Below are 17,222 nucleotides of genomic sequence, written 5' to 3' on the forward strand. Positions count from 1 at the left end.
ACCGTGTCATCCCATCTGATGGACTCGGCGTTACCCGCGGTGGCAGGCACGGAGGTCCGGGTGCCGCTGGCGGACGGATCGTCGGTGCCCTACGCGAACTTCGACTACGCGGCGAGCGCGCCCTGCCTGCTCGCGGTCAAGGAAGCCCTGGATTTGGCGGTTCCCTTGTACGCCAGCGTGCATCGCGGCGCCGGGCGCCTTTCTCAGCTGACCACCCGTGCTTACGAAGACGCCAGGCAGACGGTCCGCCGATTCGCGGGCGCCCGGCCCGGCGACGCGGTGATCTTCACCCGCAACACGACCGACTCGATGAACCTGCTCGCCTCGTGCGTGCCGCTGGACACCACGGTCGTGGTCTTCGAATCCGAGCACCACGCCAACCTGCTTTCCTGGCTGCACCGGCATTTCGTGGTGCGCCTGCCCATGCCAGCCTCGGCGGAGGAAGCCGTCGCGGCGGCGTCGAGCGCGCTTTCGCCCGGCTCGCTGCTCGTGGTGACCGCGGCTTCGAACGTGACCGGCGAGCTGTGGCCCGTCGACGAATTGGCCGCAGCCGCGCACGCCCGCGGCGCGCGTATCGCGGTGGACGCCGCGCAGCTCGCCCCGCACCGGCCGATGGACATGTCCACTGTGGACTATGTGGCCTTCTCGGGTCACAAGCTCTACGCGCCGTTCGGCGCCGGCGTGCTGATCGGGCGCCGCGACTGGCTCACCCAGGCCGACCCGTACCTGCGCGGCGGCGGCGCCAGCAAGATGGTCGGCCCCGACACGGTCGTCTGGGCGACCGATCCCCAGGAACGGCACGAGGCGGGCAGCCCGAACGTCCTTGGCGCGCTGGCGATTTCCGCCGCCTGCACCACTTTGACGGAGGCGGGCTGGCCGTCACTCGTCGCGGCCGAAGAACGACTGCTCAGCCGCTTGCGCCTCGGTCTCTCGATGGTGCCGGGATTGCGTGAACTTTCCTTGTGGGGTCCCGAATCGGCGCGGGTGGGCATCGTCTCGTTCGTCGTCGACGGCTGGGAAGCGCGTCAGCTCGCCCAGACGTTGTCCGACCATTACGGCGTCGGCGTCCGCGACGGGAAGATGTGCGCGCACAACCTGGTGCGCCATCTGCACGGCGGTTCGGACGGCTCGATCGTCCGCGCGAGCATCGGCCTCGGCACCACCCGCGCGCACGTCGACCGCCTGGTCACCGCGCTGGCCGACCTCACGGCCACCCGCGCCGCCGCCTGAATCGGCCGCAGGAAAAAGGAAGCGGCGCCGTCTCCCGCACGGACAATGAATCGGGGACGACCATAGGTATGCGATCGCTTCGATGAGGAGACTTTTATGTCGGTCAGTGCCGAAGATAGGTTGACGGCTTACTACGGGCAGTTCACTTCCGAGCGTGAGAAGGAAGTGCTGAGTGTCCCGCTCCGCTTGGTGGGGGCGTGGGCGGAGAACAGCGCCGACGGCGTGGCCGAGGTGTTCACCGAGGACGGGATCCTCATCCTGCCGGGTGACGTGTACAAGGTCGGCCGCGAAGAGATCCGGGCGTTCATGAAGGCCGCGTACGCGGGCCCGTTCAAGGGCAGCGGCGTGACCGGCCAGCCGGTGGACCTGCGGTTCGCCTCCGACACGGTCGCGCTGATCCGCACCCACGGCGGCATCCTCGCGCCGGGCGAGACGGAGATCGACCCCGAGCTGGCCGTCCGCTCGACCTGGATCACCGTGAAGAAGGACGACGGCCAGTGGTACCTGGCCGGCTACCAGAACAGCCCCCGCGGCGCCGGCGCCACCCTGCGCTGGTAACCCCCACCGACTTCGACTTCGAGGAGAAACCCATGCCAGGAAAGGCATCCGAACTCGTCGCAGGCGCCAAGAAGTGGGCGGCCAACTACGGCGACTTCCCCAACGGCGAAGAGGGCGCGGTGCTCACCGTCCCCCTGCGCATCCGCGGCGCGTGGGAGCGCAACGACGCCGACCTGTTCGCCGAGGTCTTCACGGACAACGGCAGCATGCTCGTCGGCGACAAGCAGCTCCAGAGCCGCGAAGAGGTTCTCGAGTACATGACCGAGGCCTTCAAGGGCACCTACAAGGGCGCCCGGCTCGAAGAGACCCCGGTGGTCATCCGCAAGCTGTCGGACACCGTGGCCTTCGCCGTCACCAAGGGCGGCATCCTGCTCGACGGCGAGACCGAGATCGCCCCGGAGCGGCAGGTCCGCGCGACCTGGGTGATCGTCAAGGAAGACGGCGACTGGAAGCTGCTGAACCACCAGACCAGCCCCATCACGGGCTGAGCTCTCCTCGGCCGCGATAAAGCCCGCTTTACTCCCCGGAGTAAAGCGGGCTTTATCGCGCACCCAAAACCCTGGCCAGCCCCGCGATAAAGCAGGCTTTACTCCCAGCGATAAAGCCCGCTAAACCCCCAGGGATAAAGCAGGCTTTACTCCGGGGGATAAAGCCCGCTAAACACCCGGGAGTAAAGCCCGCTTTATCGCGGGCCTGGGGTGGGCGGGCATGGCCGAGCCCCCGCGCGAGGGGCGGCGCGCGGGGGCTCGGCGGTGACGCGGATCAGCCGCGCAGCGCGGCGACCGCCTTTTTCCAGTTGGCCTGATCGCGGGCTTCGCGAGGCGACACGATCTCGGCGAACCGCACGATTCCCTTGGTGTCGATGAGGAAGGTGCCACGATTGGCCATGCCGCCGATGTCGTTGAAGACGCCGTAGGTCTTCGCGACCTCGCCGTGCGGCCAGAAGTCCGACAGCAGCGGGAACGTGAAGCCCTGCTGCTCCGCCCACGCCTTCAGGCTGAACGGGGTGTCGACGGAAACGCCGACCACCTGGACGTCCTCGTCGGCGTACCCGGCGAGCTCGTCGCGGACCTGGCAGATCTCGCCTTGGCAGATCTGGCTGAACGCGAACGGGAAGAACACCAGCAGCACGTTCTTCTCACCCCACAACGAGCTGAGCGTCACCTGCTCCCGGTTGAGGTCGCCGAGGGTGAAGTCCGGGGCCGCCGAACCTGTTTCCACCGCCATGAGCCGATTCCCTTTCCCTCATCCCTTGATGGGGCTGGTCTGGTGGGACAGCAGCTTCAGCGAGCCGCCGTCCTTGACGATCACCCAGGTCACCCGGACCTGCCGCTCCGGCGCGGTCTCGGTCTCGCCCTCGAGCAGGATCCCGCCCTGGCTGATCACCAGCGCCGTGTCGTCGCTCAGGAACCGGACCGCCAGCGGATAGCCACGCACGCGCGCGCCCTTGAAGAAGCCCTCGAAGCCCGCCTTCATGTAGTCGCGGATCTGCTCGCGGCTGGTGAGCTGGTCGTCCTTCATCAGAAGGCTGCCGTTGTCGGCAAAGGTCTCGGCGAAGAAGTCGGCGTCGTTGCGCTCCCAGCCTTCCTGGATGCGCATCGCGACCGTGAGCACGGCCTTCTCGTCCTCGCCGGTGAACTCGCGGTAATACGAAGTGTCCTCTTCGATGCCCGCGGCGGCGAGGATGGCCGACGCGTCACCCCACGGCGTGGTCGTTGCAGCCATGCTGTTGTCTCCCTGGTTATGGTCGCGCGCCGATCGGTCCCGACAACCATCCCGCACAGGGCACGGGCGCAAAGTCCTCTCCTTTGCGCAAAAGCTCGTGCGCGTTGCGGGCGCTTCTAACCGCCCGCAACGCGCACGAGCCCCTTAGGCGGTGGGGCCTGCGTAGTGGAGGATTTCGCGCACTTCGATGCCCTGGCCGCCGAATTCGACCTCCGGCATCATGGCGGCGATCTCTAACGCCCGGTCCCGGCTCTCAGTCTCGATGACGTAGTAACCGGCCAGGAACTCCTTAGCCTCCAGGTACGGGCCGTCGGTGACGGTCCGAGTGCGGACGACCGAGCTCTTGTCCGGGTCGGCGAGCGCCCAGGTGCCGACCATCTCGCCGGTCGCCCTGATCTTCTCCTGGAACGCGTCGTGGCCGTTCATGACCTTGTGCTGGGTCTCTTCGTCCATACCGGCCCACGTGTCCGGGTTCATGTGGATGATCAGCATGAACTTCACGGGTCCACACTCCTTTGGCTGGTCACGGCGCCGTGCTCGGCGCCTCTCGCTGGTTGGTCGGAGCGGACGGGCCGTTCTCTACATCGGCTCGCGCGTCTTTTTCGGCACCGGGCACCATAGTGGGCGTGAAGACTGCCGACGACCTGGTCAGAGAGCTCGTGCCGCGGGTGCTGGGCACGCTGGTGCGCAAGTACGGGCAGTTCGACCTCTGCGAAGACGCGGTGCAGGACGCGCTGCTCGAAGCGACGGTGAGCTGGCGCGAATCGGGCCTTCCCGACAATCCGGCGGCGTGGCTGGTGACGGCCGCGTCCCGGCGGCTGATCGACAGGGTGCGCAGCGAATCGGCACGCCGCCGTCGTGAAGAGTCGGTGCACGCGCTCGAGGAGCCGACCGTCCACGAGCCGCTGACGGACCGGGACGACTCGCTGATCCTGCTGTTCCTGTGCTGCCACCCGAGTCTGTCCGAAGACTCGCAGCTCGCGCTGACCCTGCGCGCGGTCGGCGGCCTGACCACCACGCAGATCGCGAAGGCCTTCCTGGTCCCCGAGGCCACCATGGGCCAGCGCATCAGCCGGGCCAAGCAGCGCATCAAGACCTCGGGCGGGCGGTTCGAGCTGCCGCCGGAGAGCGAGCGGGCCAACCGGCTCGCCGTCGTGCTGCACGTGCTGTACCTGATCTTCAACGAGGGCTACACCAGCACGTCCGGCCCCGAACTGCACCAGGTCGAGCTGACCGGCGAGGCCATCAGGCTCACCCGGGTGCTGCGCCGGATGCTGCCGGAGGACACCGAGATCGCCGGGCTGCTCGCGCTGATGCTGCTCACCGACGCGCGCAGTGCCGTCCGCACCGGCCCCGACGGCAGCCTGACTCCGCTCGCCGAGCAGGACCGGAGCCGGTGGGACGCCGGCGCGATCGCCGAGGGCGTCGCGCTCACCACCGAGGCGCTGGCCAGCGGCCCGCTGGGCCCGTACCAGCTGCAAGCCGCCATCGCGGCGGTCCACGCGGAGGCGCCGAGCACCGCGGAGACCGACTGGCCGCAGATCGTCCTGCTCTACGAGCTGCTCGAACGCCTGGAACCCAATCCGATGGTCACCCTCAACCACGCCATCGCCGCCGCCATGGCTGACGGCCCCGAGACCGGCCTCGACCTGCTCAAACCCCTCGACGACGACCCTCGCGTCGCCAAGGGCCACCGGCTGCCCGCCGTCCGCGCCCACCTGTTCGAGATGACCGGCGACCTCCCGGCGGCCCGCACCTCCTACGAACTCGCCGCCTCGCGGACCGAAAGCATCCCCGAGCGGAACTACCTGCTCGGCAAGGCGGGCGCCCTCCCGGACCCGGGATAAAGCCCGCTTTACTCCGGGGAGTTAAGCGGGCTTTATCCCGGTTTGGTGGATCAGTGACCGTTAGTATTCCGACGTGCGCCCACCGGTACCTGGAGTTCCCCTGCTCGAACGCGAAGACGAGGTCGGGCGCATCGAGGCCGCACTCGACTCGGCCGCGCGCGGCGAGGGGCGCGTGGTGGTCATCGAGGGCCGCGCGGGCATCGGCAAGACCCGTCTCGTCCAGGACACCCGCGCGCTCGCGAAGGATCGCGGCTTCGGGCGGCTGCAAGCGGTGGGCGACGCGCTCGAAGGCGCGATGGCCTGGGGTGTCGTGCGGCAGATGGTCGAGCGGTCCGTTTCGCGCTACAGCGGCGAAATCCGCGAAAAGATACTGGCCGGGCCGTCCGGCGCGGCGCTGACCGCGCTCGACACCGCGGCCGCCGATCCGTCCGAGTCCGAGCTGGCCCGCACGCTGCACGCGCTGTGGTGGGTGGCCGTCGACCTCTCGTCGACGCGCCCGCTGCTGATCACGGTCGACGACGCGCACTGGGCCGACCTGTCGTCGCTGCAGTTCCTCGTCTACCTGTCGCGCCGCATCGCCGACCTGCCGATCGCGCTGATCGTCGCGACCCGCCCGCCCGCCGAGAGCACCGGCCCGCTGGCCCAGCTCAGCGTCTCCCGCCAAGCCGAGCGGATGCTGCCGCGCCCGCTGACCTCCGAGGCGCTCGGCGAGCTCATCGGGCCCGCCGACGAGACGGTGGTGACCGCCGTGCACGCGGCGAGTGGCGGAAACCCTTTCCTGGCAAAGGTTCTCGTCGACGAGCTCGCGGCGCTCGGGTTGCCGCTGACCATCGCGTCGACGGCCGACCGGGTCGGGAAGCTCGGGCCGAGCACCATCTTCCGCGCCGCGATGGGACGACTGCCCGGCGAGGCCATCCACCTGGCGCGCGCCGCCGCCGTGCTCGGCAACGGCTGCGACCCGTGGCTGGCCGCCGCCGTCGTCGGGCTGAACCCCGGCGGGCTGTCGGTCGCGGTCGAAGCGCTCGTCGCCGCGAACGTGCTGGCCGACGACGGCGACCACCTCGCCTTCATCCACCCCGTGGTGCGCGAGGCCGTGCTCGCCGAACTCGGCCCGGTCGGCCGGTCGACGCTGCACGCCCGCGCCGCGACCAGGCTCTGGACCGCCAAAGCCGCCGCCGACCGCGTCGCCGCGCACCTCGCGCAGGCCCCGCGCGGCACGCTGCCGAACGCGGCCGACGTGCTGCGCAAGGCCGCCGCGTCGCTGCTCGCCTCCGGTGACGCCCGCACCGCCGTCGCCCATCTGATCCGCGCCGTCGACGAGCGTCCCGACGACGCCGGGCTGCGTGCCGAGCTGGGCAGGGCGCTGCTGCGCGCCGGCGACGCCACCGAGGCCAGGCGCCATCTGCGCGTCGCCGCCGCCGGATTGCCCAACGCGGAACTCGTCGCGGCCGCCGCTTCGGCCACCGCCGTCGTCGACGGCCCGGTCGCCGCGATCGCCGAGCTCAACGCCGCCATCGGCGAGTGGACGATCGGCGTCCGCGACAACGGCAGGCTGCACCTGGAGGCCAGGCTCGCGGTGATCCGGTCGTTCCTGGCCGATCAGCGGCACGCCGCCTCCGAGCACCTCAACCTGTTCGCCGACCTGCGCGGCCGCACGCCCGACGAGCGCACGCTGCTCGGCCTGCTCGCGCAGATGGGCCGGTACGAGGTCCGGCCGTCGAGCGAGGTCGCCGAGACGGCGTTGCGCGCGCTGTCCACCGGCGCCTACTTCGACGACGCGACCGGCAGCACCGACGCGATGGTCGCCTGGGTGGTCGCGCTGCTCGCGCTGATCTCCGCCGACGGCGTCGACGACGCCAGGCGCGAGATCGACCGGGCCAGGTCGCGGGTGCGGGCACACGGCTCTCCGGTCGAGTTCGCGATGGTGGCCAACGCGGCGCTGTTCCTCAACTGGCGGCTCGGGAACGTCCGGTTCATGGAGGCCGAGTCCGAAGGCACCCTGGCCGCGATCCAGCACGAGGATCCCGCGCCGCAGGTCATCGCGTTGCGCGCGACCTCGACGCATTTCATGGCCTACGCGGCCTTGGAACGCGGTGACTTCGAGTGCATGGCAGCGGTGCTCGCCAGGTTCGACGCCGAGCACGCCGACGCGCCGCGCATGATGCCGATGATGTGGCTGCACGAGCCGCGCGCGCTGCTCGCGCTCGCACTCGGCGACCCGATCAAGGCCAGGACCGAGGCCTTCTTACAGCGTGACGCGATGCTCGCGGTCGGCGTCGACCCGCCGTCCATCCCCTGGCGGCTGCCGGCCGTCCGCGCGGCGATGCTGCTCGGCGACGAAGCCGAGGCACTCACGCTGGCGGAGGAACAGCTCGTCATCGCGCGCAGGTGGGGCGCCGCGACCGAGGTCGGCGCCGCCCTGCGCCTGCTCGCGCACGCGGACGCGTCGCGCAGGCTCGATCTGCTCACCGAGTCCGTGGCAGTGCTGGAGACATCGCCGTCGCGTCTGCACCTGGCCCGCTCGCTGGTCGACCTCGGCGAAGCACTGCGCGTCGCCCGCAGGCGCACCGACGCACGCGTCCCGCTCAACCGCGGCATCGACCTGGCGACCGAATGCGGCTCGGACATGCTGCGCAAGCGTGGCGTCGAGGCGCTCGAAGCACTGGGCGACCGTCCGCGCAGGCCGATGTTCGCCGGTCGTGAGGCGCTGACCGCCAGCGAACGCCGGGTCGCCGACCTCGCCGCGCTCGGCCGCGCGAACCGGGAGATCGCCCAGGAACTGTTCGTGACCCCCAAGACGGTCGAGAACCACCTGGGCCGGATCTACACCAAGCTCGGCATCAACGGGCGCCGTGAGCTGGCGAAAGTCCTGGCGTAGGCACCCCCCCCCCAGACATGGGTTGAGGGATCGTCCCTCATGCGTTTGGGGGATCCCGGCGAACAAGCTTCACCTACCAACAGGCAGCACCACACCGGAGGTAGGAAGCCATGATCCGCAAGACCATCCTCGCCGCAGTCACCACCACCGCCCTCGCCGGCGCCATCTACCCGGCGACCGCGTCGGCCGACCTCGGCACGCCGCCGCCTTGCGTCAAGGTCTCCGACCTGACCGGCCCCACCTTCGAGGTCAAGCAGTGCGGCGTCAGCGACGTCGACCAGTTCCGCGCCGGGCTCGAGAACAACGGGAACGCCTACTGCGGCCCCACCTCCCTCTACAACGTCATGCACTACTGGTCCCATGTCCAGAAGGCGCCGATCGGCTGGGTGACCACCCGGGTCGGCAACCTCGAGCCGAAGGACCAGGCCGACTACAACGTCATCACCAACTCCATCGGCCGCATCGGGGTCGACGCCAAGTACGACGGCGGCACCAAGATGGGCAACCTCCGCACCGCGTGGAACATCGCCACGAAGCCGGCCCGCGACGCCGGCTGGTCGACCGCCGACGGCAACATCAGCTCCGCGACCAGCGCCGACTTCGCCGGTGACCTGGCCAAGCGGCTGAACCAGGGCCCGGTCCAGCTGGTCTACGGCCGCTACAAGGCGGGCCCGCAGGCAGGCTCGCTGCAGCGCAACGGCGGCCACATCGTCACCGTCGTCTCGGCCAAGGGCACCTTCAACGGCACCACCATGCAGCTCAAGCTGGCCGACCCCGGCCGCGCCGGTGACCACGGCCAGGACGGCTACCTGAACACCCAGTCCGCCTACGAGTCGCTGGACGTCACCCTGGAGCGCAAGAACATCTGGGAGTACGTCCCGGTCGCCGACGACGAGAACACCCCCGAGGACGAGAGCGTCCAGCCCGGCACCTACCGCTTCGTCCAGCGCTGGGAGCTCACCGGTCCCCGCTACGTCGGCACCACCCGCCAGATGGTCGAGACGTTCAACTGGTTCGCCATGGCCAAGCCGGTCGGCTGACGTTCCCCCCACAGGCTCCGCCCCCTCTGGTGGCGGGGCCTTCGGGTTTTTCCGAGAATGATGTCCGGTGTGGCCCGGCGGCTCCGACGTCCCTGACGAACGACCACCTAGAGCAGGGAGAAGACCATGAAGTACCTCATCATGATGTTCGGCTCGCAGAAGGACTACGACATGCTCGCCGGCGGCCCGACGAAGGGCCCCACCTGGACTCCAGAGGACTTCGCCAGGCTCGGCGAGTTCATGGAGAAGTGGAACGGCGCCCTCGTCGAGTCCGGTGAGTTCGTCGACGCCCAGGGCATGACCGCGCCCGTGCACGCCCGCCGCATCTCCGTGCGCGACGGCGTCCCGGTGGTCACGGACGGCCCGTACGCCGAAACGCAGGAAGTGCTCGCGGGCTACACCCTCGTCGACTGCGCGAGCTTCGACCGCGCGACCGAGATAGCCGCCCAGCTCGCGCACACCCCGCATCCCGAGGGTTCGGACCTCGGCCGTGACTGGTACGTCGACGTGCGGCCGATCGCGGATTCCAGGAACGACCTGGATGCCTGACGGCGCCGAGCGCTCCGAGGAGGGCTTCGAGGACCTGCGTGTGCTCGCACCGCGGGTCCTCGGCGCCCTCGTCCGCCGCTACGGCCACTTCGACCTCGCGGAGGACGCGGTCCAGGAAGCCATGCTGGCGGCCACCGTTCAATGGCCCGCCCAGGGTCGCCCGGACGACCCTCGGGCCTGGCTCATCACGGTGGCCTCCCGCAGGCTGACCGACCTCTTGCGCGCCGAACAGTCCCGCCACCGCCGTGAAGAGGCGGCACGCCCGGTGCCGACCGGCCCGATCCCTGACTCCGACGATTCATTGATCCTCCTGTTCCTGTGCTGTCATCCCTCACTTTCCACAGCGTCTCAGATAGCACTGACACTTCGGGCCGTCGGCGGCCTCACCACCGCCGAGATCGCGCGCGCTTTCCTTGTGCCAGAAGGAACAATGACCCGCCGTATCACCCGATCGAAGGAAAGAATCAAGGCGGGCGGAATCCCCTTCGCCCTGCCTCCCGACCACACGGACCGGCTGGCCGCGGTGCTCCACGTGCTCTACCTGATCTTCACCGAGGGCTACGCGTCCCTGCCCCGCAACGACTTGTCCCAGGAAGCGATCCGGCTCACCCGGTTGCTGGTCCGCCTGCTGCCCGGCGACGGCGAGGCGGCGGGCCTTCTCGCGCTGGAGCTGCTGACCGACGCCAGGCGCCCGGCCCGCCTGTCCCCCGACGGTTCCCTCGTCCCGATGGAATCGCAGGACCGCTCCCTCTGGAACGCCTCGCTCATCGCCGAAGGCACGGCGATCCTCACCAAGGTCCTGCCCCGGCAGAAGCCCGGCCCCTACCAGATCCAGGCCGCCATCGCGGCGCTCCACGACGAGGCTCCGTCAGCCGCCGAAACGGACTGGCCCCAAATCCTCGCCCTGTACGAAATCCTGCTGCGCCTTTCCGACAACCCGGTCGTCGCGCTGAACCACGCCGTCGCCGTGACCATGGTCCGAGGCCCCGAGGACGGCCTGAACCTGTTGCAGGCCTTGGAAAACGACGCACGCCTGAAATCGGATCACCGGCTGCCCGCAGCCCGAGCCCACCTTTTCGAGATGGCGGGTGACACGGCATCCGCCCGCGCCGCCTACGAAACAGCCGCCGCGATGTCACCGAGTCTCGCCCAGCAACGCTATCTACGCTCCCGCGCGGCCGGACTGCCAAGCCCGGAGAAATGGTGAAGGCTCCCCGCACCAGGCCGAACCTGGTACGGGGAGCCTTCTGTCTGGATTCGGTCAGGAGGCCATGTTCAGCTGGGTGGCCTTGACCGCGTTGGCGACCTGGGTGCAGTCGGCGGTGGTGGTGCCCGCGACGCCGGTTCGGGCGTTGGTGGTGCACGCCGAGTTCAGCGCGATGCCGAGGTCCTTGAAGGTGGAGTTCGCGCGGAGCAGGTTCTCCACCTTCCACCACAGCGCGATCGACTTGTCCTCGCCGATGCCGCGGACGGTCTGGCCGTTGAAGGTCGCGCCGTCGGTGATCAGGTAGACGGTCTTGCCGACGACGCCCGCGTTGGTGTGCGGGTCGGCGTTCGGGCCGGTCCAGTACGCGCCGTTGACGCGGTCAGGGTGCGGACCCTCGCCGGAGTTCCTCGGGTTTTTCATGTCGCGTACCTGGCCGAGCGAGGAGCCGACACCGAGCAGCCAGCGGTTCGCGCCGGTGGCGTTGGGGTCGTTCGCCTTGATCGCGATGAACTTGCCGAACACGTCGGACATGCCTTCGTTCAGCTGGGCGGCGTAGCCACCGTCCAAACCGGAGGTGTGCTGCGTGACGCCGTGGGTGAGCTCGTGCCCGGTGATGTCCATTGTGGTCACACCCTCACCGAACGCCATCTGCTCGCCGTCCCAGAAGGCGTTGGTCCACGGGCACTGCGTGTGGCGGAGGCCGTCGTTCTCGGTGCTGATCTCGCACATCCGCACGGTGCCGCGCAGCGCCTTGCCCCGGCCGTCGCCGTAGTCGGCGCCGATGTTGGCGGTCAGGTCGTAGCCGGTGTACTGGCTGAAGAAGTTCTGCGCCGCGCCGAAGTAGTCGTAGACCTTGTTGACGTCCTGCGTCGCGACGGCCGCCTGGCCCTCCTTGCGGGTGACCCCGAACGCGAGGCCGGTGCCGCAGCGGATGTCGGCTTCGGTCGCGATGTCGAGGTCGACGATCTTGCGGTTCGCGTCGCACACCACGCGGTTGGTCGCGTGCTTGGTCTCGCCCCAGACGGCCTGCACCTGCGCCGATTCCGCGCGGACGACGACGGTCCACTTGTCCTCGGGGTTCGCGCCGCGCACCGGCACGAAGTAGGCGGGGACGGCGGTGGCGTCCTGCGCCTCACCGCCCAAACTGGCGTCGTACCAATAGGTCTGCGCCGCGTCGGCACGCAATCCCTTGGCAGTGGCGTCCCGCTCGGCGACGGCGTCGAGTGCCGCCTTGCTCGCGAGTGCCCGCGCGGCCGCCGCGTCGGCGGGGAACGCGCCGGTGGTGCGCTGGGTGGTCTTGCCGACCGCCGCGAGCAGCGCGCCGTTCTTGTCGAGATCCTGCACGATCTGCGCGCCGTAGACGGGCACGCCGCCGATCTTCTGCTGCAGCCTGGCGACGCTGCCGCCGGGCAGCGAGGTCACGCCGGTCAGCGCCAGTTCACCGGTGGTGACGCGGAATTGCTTCGCCAGCTTGGGAGTGTGCGAGCGGGCGGCCGCCGACGTGTCCGAAGTGGCGCCGGCGGCCGCGGCCGCCGGGGTGGCGGGCTCGACCGCGATCACGCGACCGGTGGCGTCGGTGCTCACCTGGTCGGTCTGCGCCGTGGCCGCCGCACCGCCGACCACGAGGGAAGACGTCGCCAACGCGGCCGTGAAAACGGCCAGAATCCTTGAAGACATTTAAGAAGACCTTCCGCGCCAGGGCCAGCCGATGTGACCCGTGCGGAAAGTGTGGGGAAACGCGAGAAGACGCCAAAGAGCCGAAAGTAGGTAGTGAACTACTTACCCGCCGTTGGGGGGTATCCGGATCAATCGGACACAAACGAGGGCGTGACGAGCCGGAAGCGCTTGTCTGGTAAGGAGTTCGACTGACCAGCCACTATGGACGGCTCAGGATTCCTGAGTGACACCGGAGGCCGCGTAATGGCAGGCACCGTAGCCATCGGCCCGTCCGACAATTCGCCCGGCTTTGATCCGGACGGCGGTTTCCGTCGCGTCGCTGATCGCCGGAACACCGGCCGCCGCGGCAATGACGCCATTCTCGTCACAGACGACCCGCAGGCGCGGCCGAGCCGAGTGCGGGAAAGCCTGGCGCAGGCACGCCCGCGCGTCCGCGATGGTCAAGCGCGCCAACGGCATCAGCTCGCCGGGGTCGCCGGTCACCAGCACGGCTGTGATCTCCTCGCCCGGCACCGCCGCACGCACCGCCTCCTCGACGGCGGACGCCCGGTGCAGCCCGAGTATCGCCACGACTCCGTCCCCGGCAAGGGAAAACGGCTCGTCTCGCAGCATGTCGAGGGCGTCCGGCGGGAGCCACGGATCGTCGAGCGCGCGCGTCTGGGGGATCATGCCCGACGGCAGCCATTCGTCGCCGAGGTCGAGATCGGCGAGGCCCGTGCACGCGCTGACCACGTTGAACGGTTCGGTGAAGCCGGGCGCGGCCGCCGCCAGCTGGCTCGCGCCCTGCAGGACCGTCAACGCCGATTCGGCGACACGGACCAGCCGCCCGGAACGAGGACTCAGGCTTTCCAGCGAGAGGCCGAGCAGCAGCGCGTTGAGTTTCGTCAACTGCGTGAAGGGAACCCAGGTCCGCTCGTCCGCGATGATCTCGGGGAGCAGATCCATCGCGAGCCGGGCCGAGGCGTGGCGGCCGTCCGTGACGAGCGGCAGCCTGCCGACCCAGGCGCGGGCGAAGACGCCGAGCGCCTCGGCGACCGTCAAGCCGGGTTCGAGTTCGGGCGGACGAGGGGCGTACTCGGCCAGCACCGCGAAGTACAGCGCGCGTTTGCCGGGGAAGTTGGAGTAGACCGCGCCGCGGGTGAGCTCGGCGCGCTCGGCGATCGAGTCGATCTTGGCCTCGCGGAAGCCGCGCTCGGTGAACTCGTCCTTGGCCGCGGCCAGCACCTTGGCGCGGTTGCGCTCCTGCGTCTGCGCCCTCGTGAGCCGGGCCATCGTTCTCCTTGCCTTGACGTCCGGGATCAAGATACCGTCACCATTGAGATGATGAGAACATCTGATCTGAACATTTGGAGTTCCCCGTGGTCCCCGAGATCGAACTGACCGACCTTCAAGTCCTGCGTGACCCCTTCAGCGCGTACGGCCGCGCCCGCGAGCAGGCCCCACTGGCACGGGTCGGCGCGCCGGAATTCGGGCCGATGTGGGCCGTGACCAGGCACGACGATGCCAAGCGGCTGCTGGTCGACCCGCGCTTCGAGATCAGCACCGACAGCTTCATGCGCCCCGACGTGGCCGCCGAGTACCTGCCCTACCTGCGAACCATGAGCGAGATGGCGCCGAGCGAACATCTGCGCCAGCGACGGCTGGTGGCGCCCGCGTTCACCCCCAGGCGAGCCGCCGAGTTCCGGCCGAGGATCGAGCCGATCGTCGAGCGGCTGCTCGACGATCTCACCGACGGGGATCTGCTCACCGGGTTCGCCCAGCGCCTGCCCATGGAGGTGATCTGCGAACTCGTCGGCATCGACGAAGCGAATCGTCCGCGATGGCGGGAGTACGGCGCGGCGGTCGCCATGGGCGCCGGGCCGAAGTTCGCCGGAGCCGTCCCCGGCATCCTCGAAGGCGCCAAGGAAGCGGTGGCGCGGAAGCGGGCCGAACCGGGCGATGACGTGATCTCGGATCTGCTCCGCGCCCAGTCCGAGGACGGCGACCGGCTCAGCGACGCCGAACTCGTCACGCTCGTCTGGCATCTCGTGCTCGCCGGGCAGACGCCGGTCAACCTCATCGCCAACGCGATCGAGGTGCTGCTGACCAACCCCGGCGACCGCGCGGCGTTCCACGGAAACCCGGCAGGCGCCGTCGACGAGCTGACCCGCCTGCACGGCCCGGGACTGCTGACGATTCCGCGCTACGCGAGGGAAGACGTCGAACTGCTCGGCACCGAGATCGCCCAGGGCGAGCCGGTGCTGACCGTGATCGCCGCCGCCAATCGCGATCCGCGCGTGTTCACCGATCCGGACCGGCTGATTCCCGGCAGGACGGCCGGCCACCTCGGCTTCGCGCACGGGCCGCACTTCTGCCTCGGCGCGTCGCTGGCGCGGGTCGAAACCGAGGTCGCGCTCACCGTCTTGCTGCGGCGCTTCCCCGATCTCGCGATCAAGGAAGCCGAGCGCGCGCCCGATCCCGGCACGTGGCGGCTGTCGTCGCTGGTCGTCAGCCTCTGACGTCGCCGAGCGACTCGAGGAGTTTGCGCAGCGTCCCGACCAGCTCGTCGAACTCGGTTCCGCTGAGCGCCGAGAGCAGGCGCGTCTCGGTGGCGAGATGGTCGGGCAGCGCGCGGTCGATCAGCGCCAGGCCTTCGGGGGTGAGCTCGACCTGGACGCCGCGGCCGTCCGAAGCCCGCTCGGCGCGGACGACGAGGCCGCGCGCCTCCAGCTTGTCGAGGCGCTGGGTGACCGCGCCCGAGGTCACCATCGAGGCCTTCATCAGCTCGGTCGGGCTCAGCGGCGTTCCGCCACGGCGGAGCGTCGCGAGCACGTCGAACGAGGCGGAGTCGAGGTCGTGCTCCTTGAAGGTCTGGCGCAGTTCGGCGTCGACCAGCTGCCAGAGCCGCTTCAGCCGCCCGATCACGGCCATCGGCGAGACGTCCACGTCAGGACGCTGCTCGGCCCACTGCTGCACGATGAAGTCGACGTGGTCTGCCATGTGGATACCTTAGCGATGAGACAAAACACTGGCGGATAGCTTAGCGATAAGATACTTTGTCTTAGTGCTAAGCAACCGGATCGCCCTCATCGCCGTCACCGCGCTGGCGCCCGCCATCTGGGGCACCACCTACCTGGTCACCACCGAGTTCCTGCCGCCGGACCGGCCGCTGTTCGCGGCACTCGTGCGGGCGCTGCCCGTCGGCCTCCTGCTGGTCGCGCTCACCCGCCGGCTGCCGCGCGGGCAGTGGTGGTGGCGTTCGCTCGTACTGGGCACGCTCAACATCGGCGTGTTCCTCGCGCTGCTGTTCGTCGCCGCCTACCGGCTGCCCGGCGGCGTCGCCGCGACCGTCGGGGCCATCCAGCCGCTGATCGTGGCCGTGCTCGCGAGCGGGCTGCTCGGCGAACGGCTCTCGGCGCGCACCGCGATCGCGGGCATCGCGGGCGTGGCCGGTGTCAGCCTGCTGGTGCTGCGCGCCGGCGCCAAGCTGGACGCGCTCGGCGTCGCGGCGGCACTCGGCGGCGCGGCCGTCATGGCCACCGGGGTCGTGCTCAGCAAGCGCTGGACCTCGCCGGCGCCGCTGCTGGCGACCACCGGCTGGCAGCTCGTCGCGGGCGGGCTGGTGCTGCTGCCGGTCGCGCTGCTCGTCGAGGGACCGCCGCCGTCCGGGCTGACCGCCGGCAACGTGCTCGGCTACGCCTACCTCGCGATTCCCGGCGCCGCCGTGGCGTACGCGCTGTGGTTCCGCGGCATCCGCGGCCTGTCCGCCACCAACGTCACCTTCCTCAGCCTGCTCAGCCCGCTGGTCGCCACCACGGTCGGCTGGCTCGTGCTCGGCCAGAGCCTGACGGCCGCCCAGCTGCTGGGCGCCGTGATCGTCCTCGCCGCGCTCGTCGCGGCCCAGATCCCACTCAAGAAGAAGGAGAACCATGCGGATCACAGTGTTCGGAGCGGCGGGCAGCGTCGGGAGCGCGGTGGTGACCGAAGCGCGCTCGCGCGGACATGAGGTGACGCCCGTCAGCCGCCGGCCGTCCACGACGATGCGCACCGGCGACGCCACGAACGTCGAGGACGTGGCATCGCTCAGCGAAGGCCAGGACGTGCTGATCAGCGCGACGCGCCCGGCGCCGGGCAGCGGACCTGAGCTCGTCGCGGCCGCGAAAGCGTTGCTGGCGGGCACGAAATGCCGGTTGCTGCTCGTCGGCGGGGCCGCGAGCCTGCGGGTCGCGGACGGCACGATCCTGTCCGACACCCCGGACTTCCCCGCCGAGATCCGAGAGATCGCCTTGGCCTGCAACGAACAGCTCGCCGCCTGCCGCGCGGCGTCCGATGTGGACTGGACGTACCTGAGCCCGCCCGCCTCGCTGGAACCCGGCGTCCGCACCGGAAGTTACCGGGTCGGCGCGGACGATCTGCTCGTCGACGCGAACGGTCTTTCGTCGATCTCGGTGGAAGACTTCGCGGTCGCGCTGGTCGACGAGGCGGAACGACCCCGCCACCGCGGGACCCGGTTCACCGTCGGCTACTGAAAA

General features: G+C 69.8%; 17 protein-coding genes. 11 read left to right on the forward strand and 6 right to left on the reverse strand.

Going from position 1 to position 17,222, the window contains the following annotated elements:
• The first annotated feature begins 3 nt into the window (after window positions 1-3).
• The 3 genes from AB5J62_RS35050 to AB5J62_RS35060 all read left to right on the forward strand — a co-directional run bounded on the left by AB5J62_RS35050 (window position 4) and on the right by AB5J62_RS35060 (window position 2,276).
• The gene (locus AB5J62_RS35050) at window positions 4-1,230 is read left to right on the forward strand and encodes an aminotransferase class V-fold PLP-dependent enzyme (RefSeq protein ID WP_370944288.1); all 1,227 of its coding nucleotides are present in this window, start codon (window positions 4-6) and stop codon (window positions 1,228-1,230) included.
• Window positions 1,231-1,326: 96 nt separating this feature from the next.
• Window positions 1,327-1,788 carry an SgcJ/EcaC family oxidoreductase gene (locus AB5J62_RS35055; protein ID WP_091289597.1) on the forward strand — a complete coding sequence of 154 codons (462 nt, stop codon included), beginning with the start codon at window positions 1,327-1,329 and terminating at the stop codon, window positions 1,786-1,788.
• Between the two features lie 32 nt (window positions 1,789-1,820).
• Window positions 1,821-2,276, forward strand: a complete 456-nt coding sequence (locus AB5J62_RS35060) for an SgcJ/EcaC family oxidoreductase (RefSeq protein ID WP_370944289.1) — start codon at window positions 1,821-1,823, stop codon at window positions 2,274-2,276.
• Window positions 2,277-2,550: 274 nt separating this feature from the next.
• Here AB5J62_RS35060 and AB5J62_RS35065 read toward each other — a convergent pair whose 3' ends face one another.
• The 3 genes from AB5J62_RS35065 to AB5J62_RS35075 all read right to left on the reverse strand — a co-directional run bounded on the left by AB5J62_RS35065 (window position 2,551) and on the right by AB5J62_RS35075 (window position 4,005).
• A complete protein-coding gene (locus tag AB5J62_RS35065; protein WP_370944290.1) occupies window positions 2,551-3,015 on the reverse strand; it encodes a peroxiredoxin in 465 nt (154 codons plus the stop codon).
• A gap of 18 nt (window positions 3,016-3,033) precedes the next feature.
• Window positions 3,034-3,513, reverse strand: coding sequence for an SgcJ/EcaC family oxidoreductase (locus AB5J62_RS35070; RefSeq protein ID WP_370944291.1), 480 nt, complete (start codon window positions 3,511-3,513; stop codon window positions 3,034-3,036).
• A 144-nt stretch (window positions 3,514-3,657) separates the two neighbouring features.
• On the reverse strand, window positions 3,658-4,005 hold the full coding sequence (locus AB5J62_RS35075; RefSeq protein WP_370950418.1) for a YciI family protein: 348 nt from the start codon (window positions 4,003-4,005) through the stop codon (window positions 3,658-3,660).
• Between the two features lie 134 nt (window positions 4,006-4,139).
• Here AB5J62_RS35075 and AB5J62_RS35080 point away from each other — a divergent pair, with 134 nt between their 5' ends.
• The 5 genes from AB5J62_RS35080 (at window position 4,140) to AB5J62_RS35100 (ending at window position 11,034) form a co-directional block, all read left to right on the forward strand.
• Window positions 4,140-5,360: an RNA polymerase sigma factor gene (locus AB5J62_RS35080; RefSeq protein ID WP_370944292.1), complete on the forward strand. Its 1,221-nt coding sequence runs from the start codon at window positions 4,140-4,142 to the stop codon at window positions 5,358-5,360.
• A 73-nt stretch (window positions 5,361-5,433) separates the two neighbouring features.
• The gene (locus AB5J62_RS35085; RefSeq protein WP_370944293.1) at window positions 5,434-8,238 is read left to right on the forward strand and encodes an AAA family ATPase; all 2,805 of its coding nucleotides are present in this window, start codon (window positions 5,434-5,436) and stop codon (window positions 8,236-8,238) included.
• Between the two features lie 110 nt (window positions 8,239-8,348).
• On the forward strand, window positions 8,349-9,278 hold the full coding sequence (locus AB5J62_RS35090) for a hypothetical protein (protein WP_370944294.1): 930 nt from the start codon (window positions 8,349-8,351) through the stop codon (window positions 9,276-9,278).
• Window positions 9,279-9,404: 126 nt separating this feature from the next.
• A complete protein-coding gene (locus tag AB5J62_RS35095) occupies window positions 9,405-9,827 on the forward strand; it encodes a YciI family protein (RefSeq protein ID WP_370944295.1) in 423 nt (140 codons plus the stop codon).
• Window positions 9,820-11,034 (forward strand): RNA polymerase sigma factor, encoded by a 1,215-nt coding sequence (locus AB5J62_RS35100; protein WP_370944296.1) that lies wholly within the window; start codon window positions 9,820-9,822, stop codon window positions 11,032-11,034. Before AB5J62_RS35095 ends, AB5J62_RS35100 begins: the two co-directional genes overlap by 8 nt.
• A gap of 54 nt (window positions 11,035-11,088) precedes the next feature.
• Here the strand turns inward: AB5J62_RS35100 and AB5J62_RS35105 are convergent, their stop codons facing one another.
• Together AB5J62_RS35105 and AB5J62_RS35110 are read right to left on the reverse strand one after the other, a co-directional pair.
• The gene (locus AB5J62_RS35105; RefSeq protein ID WP_370944297.1) at window positions 11,089-12,711 is read right to left on the reverse strand and encodes a M4 family metallopeptidase; all 1,623 of its coding nucleotides are present in this window, start codon (window positions 12,709-12,711) and stop codon (window positions 11,089-11,091) included.
• Between the two features lie 210 nt (window positions 12,712-12,921).
• Window positions 12,922-13,983, reverse strand: a complete 1,062-nt coding sequence (locus tag AB5J62_RS35110) for a TetR family transcriptional regulator (RefSeq protein ID WP_370944298.1) — start codon at window positions 13,981-13,983, stop codon at window positions 12,922-12,924.
• A gap of 86 nt (window positions 13,984-14,069) precedes the next feature.
• Here AB5J62_RS35110 and AB5J62_RS35115 point away from each other — a divergent pair, with 86 nt between their 5' ends.
• Window positions 14,070-15,209: a cytochrome P450 gene (locus AB5J62_RS35115; RefSeq protein ID WP_370944299.1), complete on the forward strand. Its 1,140-nt coding sequence runs from the start codon at window positions 14,070-14,072 to the stop codon at window positions 15,207-15,209.
• Here AB5J62_RS35115 and AB5J62_RS35120 read toward each other — a convergent pair.
• Entirely contained in the window at window positions 15,199-15,690 is a 492-nt protein-coding gene (locus tag AB5J62_RS35120) for a MarR family winged helix-turn-helix transcriptional regulator (protein WP_370944300.1), read from the reverse strand. The two genes, AB5J62_RS35115 and AB5J62_RS35120, sit on opposite strands and share 11 nt — an antisense overlap.
• Window positions 15,691-15,754: 64 nt before the next feature.
• Between AB5J62_RS35120 and AB5J62_RS35125 the strand changes: the two genes are divergently transcribed.
• On the forward strand, window positions 15,755-16,696 hold the full coding sequence (locus tag AB5J62_RS35125) for an EamA family transporter (protein WP_370944301.1): 942 nt from the start codon (window positions 15,755-15,757) through the stop codon (window positions 16,694-16,696).
• Complete coding sequence (locus tag AB5J62_RS35130; protein WP_370944302.1) at window positions 16,668-17,219, forward strand: NAD(P)-dependent oxidoreductase; 552 nt, start codon at window positions 16,668-16,670, stop codon at window positions 17,217-17,219. Before AB5J62_RS35125 ends, AB5J62_RS35130 begins: the two co-directional genes overlap by 29 nt.
• Window positions 17,220-17,222: the final 3 nt, after the last annotated feature.

Source organism: Amycolatopsis sp. cg5, assembly GCF_041346955.1.
Classification (GTDB): Bacteria; Actinomycetota; Actinomycetes; order Mycobacteriales; family Pseudonocardiaceae; genus Amycolatopsis.